General features: G+C 51.0%; 10 protein-coding genes. 2 read left to right on the top strand and 8 right to left on the bottom strand.

Annotated features, from left to right (window positions below; all coding sequences use genetic code 11):
* Positions 1-71: 71 nt before the first annotated feature.
* On the top strand, positions 72-1655 hold the full coding sequence (locus AC5JLP_RS14840) for a nucleoside hydrolase (protein WP_496068698.1): 1584 nt from the start codon (positions 72-74) through the stop codon (positions 1653-1655).
* Positions 1656-1723: 68 nt separating this feature from the next.
* Here AC5JLP_RS14840 and AC5JLP_RS14845 read toward each other — a convergent pair whose 3' ends face one another.
* The 3 genes from AC5JLP_RS14845 to AC5JLP_RS14855 form a co-directional block, all read right to left on the bottom strand.
* On the bottom strand, positions 1724-2257 hold the full coding sequence (locus AC5JLP_RS14845) for a hypothetical protein (protein ID WP_496068699.1): 534 nt from the start codon (positions 2255-2257) through the stop codon (positions 1724-1726).
* Positions 2258-2426: 169 nt separating this feature from the next.
* Positions 2427-3857 (bottom strand): glycogen synthase GlgA, encoded by a 1431-nt coding sequence (glgA, locus tag AC5JLP_RS14850; RefSeq protein WP_496068700.1) that lies wholly within the window; start codon positions 3855-3857, stop codon positions 2427-2429.
* 1097 nt (positions 3858-4954) lie between these two features.
* Complete coding sequence (locus AC5JLP_RS14855) at positions 4955-5623, bottom strand: ferritin-like domain-containing protein (protein ID WP_496068701.1); 669 nt, start codon at positions 5621-5623, stop codon at positions 4955-4957.
* A gap of 52 nt (positions 5624-5675) precedes the next feature.
* Here AC5JLP_RS14855 and AC5JLP_RS14860 point away from each other — a divergent pair, with 52 nt between their 5' ends.
* Positions 5676-5843 (top strand): hypothetical protein, encoded by a 168-nt coding sequence (locus AC5JLP_RS14860; RefSeq protein WP_496068702.1) that lies wholly within the window; start codon positions 5676-5678, stop codon positions 5841-5843.
* A 561-nt stretch (positions 5844-6404) separates the two neighbouring features.
* On the opposite strand, the gene AC5JLP_RS14865 is transcribed toward AC5JLP_RS14860, so the two are convergent.
* The 5 genes from AC5JLP_RS14865 to AC5JLP_RS14885 all read right to left on the bottom strand — a co-directional run bounded on the left by AC5JLP_RS14865 (position 6405) and on the right by AC5JLP_RS14885 (position 12931).
* On the bottom strand, positions 6405-7478 hold the full coding sequence (locus AC5JLP_RS14865) for a PstS family phosphate ABC transporter substrate-binding protein (protein WP_496068703.1): 1074 nt from the start codon (positions 7476-7478) through the stop codon (positions 6405-6407).
* A 105-nt stretch (positions 7479-7583) separates the two neighbouring features.
* Positions 7584-9083, bottom strand: coding sequence for a protein kinase domain-containing protein (locus AC5JLP_RS14870; protein WP_496068704.1), 1500 nt, complete (start codon positions 9081-9083; stop codon positions 7584-7586).
* Positions 9084-9518: 435 nt separating this feature from the next.
* Entirely contained in the window at positions 9519-10778 is a 1260-nt protein-coding gene (metK, locus tag AC5JLP_RS14875; RefSeq protein WP_496068705.1) for a methionine adenosyltransferase, read from the bottom strand.
* Positions 10779-11024: 246 nt separating this feature from the next.
* Complete coding sequence (locus AC5JLP_RS14880) at positions 11025-11765, bottom strand: HAD family hydrolase (protein ID WP_496068706.1); 741 nt, start codon at positions 11763-11765, stop codon at positions 11025-11027.
* 131 nt (positions 11766-11896) lie between these two features.
* Positions 11897-12931: a 30S ribosomal protein S1 gene (locus tag AC5JLP_RS14885; RefSeq protein WP_496068707.1), complete on the bottom strand. Its 1035-nt coding sequence runs from the start codon at positions 12929-12931 to the stop codon at positions 11897-11899.
* Positions 12932-13223: the final 292 nt, after the last annotated feature.

Below are 13223 nucleotides of genomic sequence, written 5' to 3' on the forward strand. Positions count from 1 at the left end.
AATACACGTATCCAGTAGAGAATCGATCGTTCAACTAATCGCTATCGCCTACAAAGCGTGAGGATCTACCTATGGTTCGTTCCACTCTCAAAGCCCTGCTTGCAGGTCTATTATTAACAAGCATTGCAGGTATTGTTTGCTCACCATCTGCGGTTGCTGCTAAACCCGTGCGCGTGATTCTTGACCATGATGGCGGATTTGAAGATTATTATTCTGTTCTTGTTTTAGCCCTTGCTTCACAGGGAGAAGCACCCCCAGTTAAGCTCATTGGTGTCACAACAGCACCCAATGGAGAATCGTATTGCAACGGCTCTAATGGTTACCCAGAACGTAAACAAGCGCTCTTGGGAAGCTTTAGTGCTGAAGAAGGAACGATCAATGGTATTACGCAAAAAATTCTTTCGCTGGCTCAATACGATCGCGCAAAAATCTACACTGGCTGCGATGAACGCACCGCTCTGCTTTCAGTACCTAATGAGGCAGATGAGTTTGGTAAACCTGTTTCTGGTACAGGTAGAACGCGTGTCAAAGTGCAGTTGCCAGTGGGGGGGAAAGCTGCGCTAGAACCATGCCTTTTTCACAAAGAGTTTGTTTTTTCGGAACGCGATATTGTTTGCTGGAATGAGTTTAACCGACCTTTTCGTGACGAAACATTGAAATATGTTTTACCCAATGCACAGAAGGCATTGACCACCTTTAATCTGCCTGAACTGGATCTCATCCGATCGCGCAAAAAAGCCTCTGACTTTATCGCGGAATCGATCTGCAAAGCATATCAGGATCAGAACCCTTTAACGATTCTCTCGGTTGGCCCTGTGACGAATTTAGCCAGAGCCTACGCTAAAATTGAGCGCAAGCCCAAAGAATATGGCTGCCCTCGGAAGATTAAACTTGCTGACCTGAGCAACGTTATTTCAACCCGCTTTATGGGCGGTGCTTGGGATACCAACAAAGCCGATAATTTTGATGCAAACGGCAATTATCGGTTAAATGAACCCTTCCCAACCTGGACAGCCGGTAATATCTATTTTCAGGCTGGAGAACATATCTTTGGCATGCACCAGTTACCCTTCCCTGGCACAAATTTCCAGGACATTCAAACAGGGGAACATAAGAAAGCCTTTAACTCACTCAACAACGCCGAATTTAATTTTTGGATTGATGCTGTGGCACTGGCTAAAGTGCTTAACTCCAAAATTCCGGTGACGATCGTACCCTTAAACGCAACAGACTCCGCAAGGCTGCAAGGGTTTGGCGATCGTTTGAGAAATAATCCCTCTCAATGCGCCACTGCTCCAGCCCAATTTATCCAAAACCTTCAGTTTGCGAACAGTCCGGCTCCAGGTGTGTTCGTCTTCGACACGCTTTTCCTGTGGGACACACTGGCAGCAACCAGTCTTTGGAATAATTTTGTCAACTTTGAAGACTTCCACGATCTTGAAGTGACCACACTGATAAATGGTGATCCCAATACTGTTACAGGGCAGCTGTCGGCAAAAGAACTTTTCCGTAGAGATATTGGTAGCCTCTTCCGCTTGGGGCGCGTCAGCAATCCAGTGAAAGTAGGGCTAACAACCAATCCAGCCCCCGGCGACCCCGACTTTAAGACGACAATTCAGAATACAGTCTTTAATCTCGTTTGCACAGCGAAATAGGCAACAGCAAAACACGCCCAAGACCTCCGACTTCCTTGAGAAATTCGGAGGTCTTGCGCTGACGCAATTTAGCGAATGGTGACTTGTAAGCGATAGCTGGCATTGCCGCGCGTGGAACCTACCACGATCTGGTAGTCCCCTGTTTCGGGTAGGGTGCTACTCCAGGTGAACGCTTCTTGCTTCAAGGTCTGCCGCTTGCCTGCGCCATTGGGTGGTGCAACGATATCAAACACTGCGTTGTCTTCCAATGAGACGATGCGGATGCTCATTATCTGCCCTTTTTGGGCACCGACAAGATACAGGTCTCGCGTTCCATTCAAAACGCTCGTTTTAATCGTGGCAGAATCTGCGCCAGGAGCAAACCGCACTCGCTGAATGCGCGATCGCTGGGCGAGCAGGCTAGTCGATCGCCGTGTGATCAAACTAGACGATCGCTCTGCCACAAGCGTAGGTGCTCCAAACGCGTCTTGAAGGGGTAATTGAACGGTTGCAGTCAGATGATGGTTAGCGGCTGTTGCAGTCGCCAGGTGAATGACAGGGGTGCTAAGGGCCAGAGGCATGGCGAGCAGTACAGCCCACCGTTGAGAAAAAGGCGTTGACATGGAGTAGCGAAAGAGAAACGCGATAGGTTTAATGACACCAACCAATACAGAAAGTTTCTGTCGTGGCAGTGCTGAAAGCAAGACCAGAATCAGACGATTTAGTCTCTGTCCACGCTGATGCTGGTTCTTTCTACAGGCTTTTCGCTTCTAGAATTCAGCCATTTGTTGCTCAAGAGGCGTGTTGTGATGTCAGCGCGGTTAGTGTGGGCAGCTTCGTCTCTTCGAGAGGCAATCCCAGCACATCATGATACAGCTTGTTATATTCAACGGCGGATTTATCCCAACTGAAGTTTGCTGCCATGCCTCGCTGTTGCAGTTTGCGCCACGCGTCTTTAAACCGAAAGCCTTCCCATGCCCGCACCATGCCAGTGTAAAGGTCGAGCGGTTCATAGCGATCGAACGCATAGCCCGTCCCTTTATCATTGGCAGGATCGTGCGGTTCAACGGTATCAACCAGCCCACCTGTACGACGCACGATCGGCACACAACCATACCGCAACGACAGCATTTGACTAATGCCGCATGGCTCAAAACGAGACGGCATCAAGAATGCATCGCTGCCTGCATAAATCCGGCGCGACAAGGCTTCGTTAAATAGCAGATACACAGACATACGACCTGGATAGCGCGAGGCCAACTGCCACATTTGAGTTTCGTAGTAGCGATCGCCCGTACCCAAAAGCACAAACTGAGCATCGGTATACGCCATAAAGCGATCCAAAACCTGGAGTACCAGATCCAGACCCTTCTGTTCGACGAGTCGGGTGACCATGCCAATCAAAAAGGCACCCGAATTAACTTCCAATCCAACCTCTTCTTGCAGAGCAATCTTGTTAGCTTTGCGCTGATCGAGCGTGTCGGCTGTAAAAGTCTGCGTCAGGCTCTTGTCGATCGTTGGATCATATGACTCAACATCAATGCCGTTCACAATCCCAGATAGCTTACCGCTAATAAACGACAGCAATCCTTCCAGCGATTCGCCATAGGCCGCAGTTTGAATCTGCTGGGCATAGGTGGGCGAGACGGTGTTGACGCGATCGGCAAACTGTACCGCTGCTGCCATTGTGTTATGCCCTTGCATATACCACGGGCACCAGGTCATCTGCTCCAGCTTCCAGCGCCACGGCCCCTGATACGCCAGGTTGTGAATGGTGAAGACGGTCGAAATATCGGGCGACTGGTGCATCCAGACGGGAATCATGCCCGTGTGCCAGTCGTGGCAGTGCATAATGTCGGGCTTCCAGTAGTTCCAGGCGAATTCAGCCGCTCCGTTAGCAAAGAGCGTAAAGCGCCACTCTTCCATATCCCCAGCGTAGATATGCCTTGGCAGAAAGGCAGGATGCCCAAAGAGATATAGCGGCACATCCGTCCCAGGCAGCACCGCTTCGTACACATCAAAACTCTGAAACATGGCATTTCCCGACCAGATCGGCTCTTTAGGCACCGTCATTTTGTCGGGTAGAAAACCGTAGTAGGGCAGAAAGATCCGCACATCGTGGCCCATTTTTCGCAGCACTTTGGGAAGCGCCCCCACGACGTCCCCCATCCCGCCAACTTTCGCGATCGGCGCTGCTTCTGCGGCAACAAACAAAATTCGCATGTTGAGTCTCGCTCTCCCTCAAGGTCTGCATCAGGTCTTGCTCAAACGCTACCAGCTTTCTGCGCCCAACGGGTGATTCGATCGACAGTTGTTGGCGAATCGAGGCAAGTGAATGAGCTAACCGTACACAATCAGGAGAGCTTTGTAGAGAGACAGAATTCAGGGGACAGACTGCCAGAGCGTTAGCCGATGAGAGTCAGGAGCAGGAGTTCAGAGGCAGAAGGCAGGCGCTTTTGAGCTTAAACCTCGGTTTTCTAACGGCAACCCTCGACCTTTCAAGCTTTAAGCTCGACCTCTCGACCTCAACGCTCAGTCGTGCTAGTTCTAAACTCAGTCGTGCTAGTTCTAAACTCAGTCATGCCATCTCCAAGTTCAGTCGTGCTATATCCAAGCTCAGTCACGCAAGCTCAAAACTCAGTCATGCTAGTTCTAAGCTCAGTCGTACCATCTTCAAGGCCAGTCGTGCCATCTCAAAACTCAGTCGTGCTATCTCCAAGCCTAGTCATGTAGGCTCAAAACTCAGTCGTGCCATCTCTAAGCTCAGTTGAGCTAGTTCTAAGCCCAGTCATGCAGGCTAAAAGCCTAACCGTTTAATCCTGGTTGACTAACGACAAATCTTTTAGCGATCGTCTGCCCCGCTATGCACTGAACGTGTGGGCTAATAGAATGAAGTCCTCTTTAGAGGAGTAGGGAAAGGAGGACTACAAGAGTCTTTTAACCCGTTACCCTTTGGGACGGCAAAGTCTACAACGGGTTTCCATGCCGTTAGCCTGACTTTTAATCTTGGACGGGTGAGCAAAGCAACGAAGCCATCAAGATAATGGCTTGACTTTCAGCTTAATCTCTTACCTTGTCACCAATGGGTAGAAGGTAGAAGGCAAAAGGCACAGGGTAGAAGGGGCGAAAATTAAGCTCTTCACCCCTTACCCGAACACGGTTGCCTCGTCTGAGCTAGGGCGCGTCATCAATTGAGCTCAAAACCCTTGAGTATCAGCCTTACCGCGCCCGTTCTAACAAACAAGGCTAGGGGCTGGAACCCTCGCTGCGAGTCATGTGCATTAGTAATTGATGACAGCCCCTAGCGATCGCGCAGTAAGCTAAACCTTCAGCACCCATTCGCTGCGGGTATCGGCACTTACAAAAGAAGCTGGGATAACAGCAAGATCAACACCCAGAGACTTAAACGTAGAGCGAATCAACGTGGCGTGAGACGCTTCTGTTGCACCAATGCTGGCACCTGCCGTAATCAGCGCAGGCGTTTTCAGTTTGGCGATTTCACGACCATAGGCGATCGCGGCATCGGTTTCCAGCGCCAGTGCTAGCTTGGCAATGTTGACATCAGAGTCAAGGGCACCTTCACCTGCCTTGAGATAAGACGAGACATCGTACTGCTTTTGTGCTTCAGCAGGCGTACCACCTAGCTGCTTAATGACGGCGGTTAAGGTATCGCGGTGCTTTTTGTGATCGGCCTGGTTTGCCAAAGCTACCGCAAGGACAGCTTTACCAATACTCGTGCTAGACAGTTTGCCCGCAGCAAACCCATAGGCCCAAATCGCTTGATGCTCATAAAATAGAGCGCCATTTAACACCTTGGTATCGTTCATCGTGGCAGAGGGAGAAGCGGCCTCAACCCGCTTGACGATCGCAGGTAACCCGATCGCACCAGCAGCGCCCGCAACCGCACCTGTTTTCAGCATGTCACGGCGCGACCAACGCTTGCTGCGACGAGCTGTCGCTTCCGGTAGCAGTCTTTGTTCCTGATTCATAAGGGTTCTCCTGAAGGGTGTGTCATTCGACTTGTGTACAGCTCATACAGTCGTGCCTGATTGTGACCACCATGCAGATGGCCTCAAGCACACCACTTTTAGCCAGCACGATCGACCTCAATCCAGTGACGATCGCAAGAGCCAGATCAATGAGGGCAATAGGGAGTCACCCTTGAAACCCATAGACCTGATCTTTAAGGCCGCGATCGCAATTGATTGAGTAGGACTTACGCACTTGCCCCCAAACCCCCAATGCTGGGGGCTTTAATTGGCTCTGTTCCCCCAAAAATTGGGGGCTAGGGGGCGAAAGATGACCGCATTTGCGTAAGTCTTATTAAGTAGAGTGCCTGCGGTTTAACTCATTGCCCAAGATGGCTCTACAAGCCCATTAGCTCTGGCATGAGGCAAAATCCGTGACAAGCGAATCTAGAAAGAGATACGCACCCCCTGCAGCTTTGGATCTGTCAGCGTGAAGGTCAACCGCTTGTGCAGCGCTGCCAGCGATCAAGTGATACCAATTTGAATTGAAAATGCGACACATCCTGTAGGGGCAATGCCTTGCCTTGCCCCTACCGATCTGTAGCCGTCATTCTTTAAATCGGTATGAGCACTAGGACTTACGCAAAAGCGGTCAATCTTTCGCCCTCTAGCCCCTAATTCATAGCCCTTTGGGCATACCCTTCGGGAAGCAAGCTACAAGAAAGGGGGAACCAAACCAATTAAAGCCTCCAGAATTGGGGGCTTGGGGCAAATGCGTAAGTCCTAAACACCCTATTTCCGCTCAACGAATGCTAACGAAACCTGCTTTTTTAATCAGGCTTTGGCCCTGAGGGGTGAGCAGAAAGTTTGCATACGCCTCTCCCGCTTGCTGCTCAGCCGCACCATTCTGTTTCACCACTACAAAGAGGTTGCGCGTGAGCGGATACTGTCCGCTCTGAAAGGCATTCGTGTTGATCTTGTTGCGCTGAGCAGGACAATTACCTGGTGCAACTAGTGGCTCCTGGTAAGGTGGCACAAACTGCCCCGGTTGCCGCGCGATCGGCACAGGTTTGACGGTACATTGGGGCACCAGTTCTGTAGCGGTAGAGAAGTAGACTCCACCTGGGTTGGTTGCCAGTTTCCGCAAGCCCGCTGTTGTCGTGGCAACCTCCTGGACATTGACCCCTGTTTTGCTGTCACCCAGCAGTACTTCGATCGTGCCTGCGCCTGCGGTAGGGGGTCGCTCAAACGGTTGAATGACTAGATTGGGGCCGCCAACTTGATTCCAATTGGTAATCGTGCCGATATAAATGCCTTTGACCTGATCGATCGTCAACCCTGGAAGCTCCAGACTGGGATTCACCGCGATCGCAATGCCATCGATCGCCACAGGTATTTGCTTGAGCTTCACGCCTCTCTGCGCTGCCAACTGGTTTTCCTGATCCGATACAGGACGTGAAGACTGAGCAAACGCAATTTCATCCTGTATGACCATCTTGATGCCCATCCCCGAACCCGGTGCTCCAGAGATCGGATCGACGTAGCGCAGTCGAAACTCTGGACGCGTTGACTGAATGACCGGATCAACGATCAGCCGCATGGGTGCCCAGGTGGTGCTGCCGCCGTAGCTAAACAAACCAGAGGGAACATTCTGCACCTCAGTAAAGCCTTTAGCGGTTGTTTGAGCATTGGGGTTATTCGTGGATGGCACGGTCGGCTTGCCATCATCAGGCTGACTTGAGGGGGTGGTTGTGGGCAGCAGTTTGCTCAGGTCACTGCCCGATCGCTGCGTAAACCACCAAAAGCCTCCTCCAATGAGTCCGGCTGTCACCAGAAACGCCAGAAGCAATGCCGTTGTATCGTTCTTTTGTGCCATAAATTCCTTTGTGCCCACCGATGCCCATTGAGCCGTCTGTTTGTCTGCGTTCAGACCTCAAGGCTAAACGCCCCTGCCTCTGGCATAATCGTATGCTGAGTTGCCTTAAAGAAAGGTAGACAGCAAGTTAAAAATGATCCGAAACAGCGCCGTTGCCGCGATCGCCACCAGCCCTACCAAGCCAGCAATGACTACAACTGTGACCCACACGTTTCCGCCTAGCGCTGCCACAACGTGATGGAGTGGCGGTACCAACAGCACGATCGCCAGTGTTGCCCCTGCTGCAATCAACAAATCAACCCGTTCGATCGTGCGACGCGACTGAAGAAAAATCAGCCCTATCAGCAACATCAACCAAAAGCCACCGCTGAGGAGAGAGGTGCCCAAGAGACTCACCAGCGCAATCGCCAACAGGCCCCCTTCAAACCCTGTGAACGCAGCTCCACCTAGCAACTCAATGGTTGAGAAAGGTGCGATCGTGCTGCGCCCCCTAGACACCTTAATCGACTGGGAGGCTACCGACTGAGGCGTTCCCGAAGGGGCAACCACTGGGGCAGCAGACTGAACTTGAGGTTGGGGTGGCGCGGTTGGGGGCGATGGTGCAGGCGATACGGCGCGTTTTGAAGGAGTGGACGATCGGCCTGTGCGGGGCTTAGCAGGGGGTTTCAAAGCAGCCAACACCGCTTCTGCCGTTTGAAACCGCTGGTTGGGCGTGGGCAACAGCATGCGATCGAGTGCATCGGCAAGCGACCGATTCACACCCGGCGCTTCGCTACGCCATGTCCAGGTGTTGCTGTAAGAATCAAACAGTTCATTCGGTTGCTTCCCTGTGAGTAGCATCAGGCAAGTTACAGCCAGGGCATAGAGATCGCTAGAGGGATACACCTCACCACCTGCCATCTGCTCTGGTGGCGCAAAGCCCAGTGAGTATATGCCTGTGGACCGTCCCGTTGCCGCCCCTTTAGTTGCTTGCTTGACAGCACCAAAATCCAGCAGGTAAAAGCGACCATTGCAGTGGCGCATGATGTTAGACGGCTTAATGTCTCGGTGGATGGAGCCGTTTTCATGGACAAAGGTCAGCACCTCCAAAATTTCTTTTAGCATCGCCCTGACATCATCAGATGGAAGCGTGCCTTTTTGGATAGCCTCCTCTTCCATCGTCTGCCCGTCAATATACTCTTGCACAAGGTAAAAAAACTTGTCCTGTTTGCCCGGTTGAGTGGTGGCGATCGTCAATTCAAAAAAGGCAAACAGGTCAGGAATGAGTGGATGCGTATTCCCAAGTTGTTCCAGCACTTCGGCCTCGCGCTCAAAAAGCTGCTGTGCGATTTGAAGTTGGGCTGGGCTGAGAGTCCCAGACGGTAAGAATTGTTTAACCACACAGAGGCGCATGGCGGGCGTGTAGCGATCGCGCGCCAGAAAAGCGGCCCCAAATCCACCTTGGCCCAATAGCTTCAGCGGCAGGTAGCGCCCAACCAGGATTAATTCCATGCCACAAGTGGTGCAATATTTTTGTGGCACTGTCTTCAGCGTGGCTTGTTGATCCAAGTCAGCAAAGGCATTTACAGGATGTGGACAGCCTGGACGAGTGCAGTAGAGATCCATATAATTTGCGGCTGATCGCTCTCGCAGAGCTTGTTAAAGCTGTTAACAGGGTCGCTAACAGCCAGGCTGAAGCTTCTGTTTAAAGCATCGAGTCATGATAAAACAGACGTGACTAAAAAATGAGAAGGTTAATCCGCGAAGGATACCTTTCTAGTCTTGCTTTTTGTATTCACCTTAGCTTAACTGAGATCTCGTATCCCTCCCAGACGCCCGTTACAGGAGAATGAACTCAAAAGATTGGTCACTAACCTACAACACACTGAGGCCATTAAGAAGCAGACCAAACCACTAAAAGTGCTGATTGGTTAATCCAGAACAACGCCATAGGATTGATCCTGACAGGCAGTTTGACCCAAAAAAGCGGCTGGTGACGCCAGCCGCTAGAAGAATCTTATTTGCTACTCATCACTTAATTTGCCACTAGACTACCAGGGTCTAATGCTGCATCGACAGTGATTCTGTTAGGGCAGCTTTTAGAAGCGGAGCCTTATCGAGCTGCTCCCAGGGTAGATCCAGGTCAGTTCGCCCCATATGTCCATATGCTGCAACGTCTTGATAGAAGCGACCGTTGCGCTCTCCTGGCAGATGGCACAGGTTAAACGTTTGAATAATACCAGCAGGACGCAGTTCAAAATGTTCGTTGACTAATTCCAACAAGCGATCGTCACTGGTCTTACCCGTGCCAAATGTGTCAATCATGATACTGACGGGACGCGCCACCCCGATCGCATAGCTAAGCTGCACTTCGCAACGATCAGCCAAACCTGCTGCCACAATATTTTTTGCAACATAACGGCAAGCATAAGCCGCACTGCGATCGACTTTTGTAGGATCTTTACCTGAAAACGCACCGCCCCCATGCCGCGAGTAGCCACCGTAGGTATCAACAATAATCTTGCGTCCCGTCAGCCCTGAATCTCCTTGAGGGCCACCAATGACAAATTTGCCTGTTGGGTTGACTAGAAAGCGCGTGTTCTGATCAGGCTTCACGTCGATGTCCAGGAAGACAGGCTGTACCACCAGCGACCACAGATCTTCTTTAATTTTTGCCTGCACAGCCGCTTCATCAGTAAAATCGCCGATCGTCGCTGTGTGCTGAGTAGAGACCAGAATGGTGTCAATCCCGATCGGGCGGTTATCTTCGTATAGCACCGTCACCTGAGTTTTTCCATCTGGACGCAGATACGGCAACTGACCAGTCTTGCGAACAGTGGCTAACCGACGTGAAACCCGATGCGCCAATGAAATTGGCAGCGGCATCAACTCTGGCGTTTCGTTACAAGCAAACCCAAACATGATCCCCTGGTCACCAGCACCGATAAGGTCAAGCTCTTCATCACTGGCCTGTTCACGGGTCTCATGAGCGGCATCAACACCTTGAGCAATATCGGGGGATTGAGCATCCAACGCAATCAACACCGCGCAGCTGTGGGCTGAAAACCCGCTATCACTTCCGGAGTAGCCAATTTCAGCAATCTTTTGCCGTGCAAGCTCAATATAATTCACCGTTGCTTTAGAGGTGATTTCACCCGTGATCAATACGAGACCCGTATTGACAACCACCTCAGCCGCAACTCGACTTTGAGGGTCTTGCGCCAGGAGGGTATCTAAAATCGTGTCTGAGATTTGGTCACAGATTTTGTCGGGATGACCTTCGGTAACGGATTCAGAAGTAAAAAGGTAGCGTCGGGACAAGCGTCAATCCTCTCTGGCGAAAGATTATAAAACGAATATAAGATGACTCAAAAGCGGCCACTCGTGAAAGTTGTGCCAAGTTCTGTGAACTTTTTGGTAAGTTCAGCAGATTATACCACTTGAACCTGAGAGGAATTCCGCACTTTGATGAGCAGCATTTAAGGGTAGCAGGCAGAAAAAGAGAATGCAGGATAAGAACTGTCAAAAGGGGCGAAAGCCAGAGTGTTCTGTGTTTGTGGCTTCTAATTACTTCAGAATCTGGATATCTAAGAAGCTGGCGATCGATACATCAGCTTGACGGAGGCGCTCGCGTTGCGTCCACCCCCAAGTCACTGCCACACAACCAGCCGCGTTAGCCGCCTTTGCCATTTCGATGTCAGCCGCCGAGTCTCCAATCGAAAGCACTCGCTCAGGTGGCACGTTTAAAGCAGCACACGCTTGATAGAAAACAGTGGGATCGGGCTTTCCAGGCCCCTGATCAATCCCAAGTGCAACTTGAATCCAGGCTTTAAGCTCATAGCGTGCGACAAAATCACTGACATTTTCAGTCGTATCGGCTGAGACGATGCCGACTTTGAGACCAGCTATGGACAGCGCCTGTAGCACATCGCCTGCGCCTGCAAACAGAGGCGTATTATCTGCTTTACGCTGAAACACTCGGTCTGCTTCCACAAAGGCCGATCGCACCAACGTCATTGCCTCGATCCAATCACGCCCCGTTTCGGCGACATAGGCGGCTGCCGCGATTTCGTTTTCCAGGCGCGTGCCGACGGCTAATAAGCCTGCTGGGTTCAATCGATCCCCATCCAGCCCAAAGGCCATCAGCAGTGGTTCTTGAACACCTGGAATCCGCGCGTCAATCACGCGTGATCGCTTTTGACCCAAACTGCGTAAGAACGCGTGCGAATCAGCCAGAGTACCGTCCTTGTCAAACAGTACGGCCTCGATTGATGGAAATTGCACGTTACCGCATTGAATGGTGACCAATCAAACTGCTCCCAATCAACAAGCCTTCTAAAAGTTGCTCATAAAAAAAGAGGGAATTCACCCTCTTTACGGCAGAGCGATCAGCAACTATAGCCGAGCGCTCTGTGACGATTCAATCCAACCAAATCAGCCTACTCAACGGCAGAAGGAAGCTCTTCCAGCTCAATTTCTGGCACGGGAATCGCGATCGTTTGTTGCGGTTGCTGCTGAGCGGCAAGCACTTGTTCACGATATTTGGCTGCCATCTCCTCAGCTTTGTCATACACAACCTGCGGGTTCTTCACCATATCACCAGGTTCAGGCTCCAGTTGTTTAGTAGACAGTGAGATACGACCACGTTCTGCATCCAAATCAATGATCATCACTTTCACTTCATCATTCACATTAAACACACTGTGAGGTGTATCAATGTGATCGTGAGAAATCTCAGAGATGTGGAGCAAGCCGCTTACGCCACCAATATCAATAAAGGCACCGTATGGTTTGATTCCGCGAACGGTCCCAATCACCACTTCACCAACTTCCAAGCGATTCATCTTACGCTCAACCAGGGCGCGACGATGGCTCAAGACAAGGCGATTGCGCTCTTCATCGACCTCTAGAAACTTAAGTGGCAGCTCCTCACCAACCAGATCTTCCTTCGGTTTGCGAGTACTAATGTGAGAGCCAGGGATAAACCCACGCAGGCCCTCAATTCGTACCAACGCACCACCTCGGTTCGTCGCAAAGACGCTCGATCGCACGGTTGCATCTTCTGCTTGAAGCTGCCGCACCCGTTCCCAAGCACGCATGTACTCAATACGTCGAATTGAGAGGGTTAGCTGTCCATCCTCGTTCTCGTCAGCAAGGATGAAAAACTCGCGTGTCTCGTTGGACTGCAACACCTCTTCAGGGCCATCAATCCGGTTGATTGACATCTCCTGAATGGGGATATAAGCTGCCGTTTTCGCGCCAATGTCAATCAGTGCGCCCCTTGGCTCAAGACTAAACACCGTTCCAGCGACCACATCACCAGGGCTGAAGTGATAGTCGTACTTGTCAAGTAGGGCAGCGAAATCCTCGTGGGTAAAGCCAACATCTATTTCTGTCGTTTCCTGATTGACCATGCGAATCGTTTCCTGGTAGTTATCTCCGTAAAATTTTGCCTCCTGTCGATGTATAAGCACGCCAAAGCGTGCTGCCTACACCCACGCCTCCTCCAGTCGCTGGCAGGAAAGCTAAATTTGGACAAATTAGTAGCTCAGAAGAACCATGATAACCCATGTCGGGTCGCTTAGCATGTTCTTTATTGATCGATGCGCCTTTATCTTGGGCATGCAAGCAACGCAACCAAAAGCCGGAAGCTTCTTATGACCTACTCCAGGATAACGAATCACAAAAAGGACTGCATCGGGTCAAGCCCCCGGCAGTGCATTAGATTAATGTGGGATAGGTGGCAATGTCATGCCAATGCCACGA

This window comes from Stenomitos rutilans, from assembly GCF_059505485.1.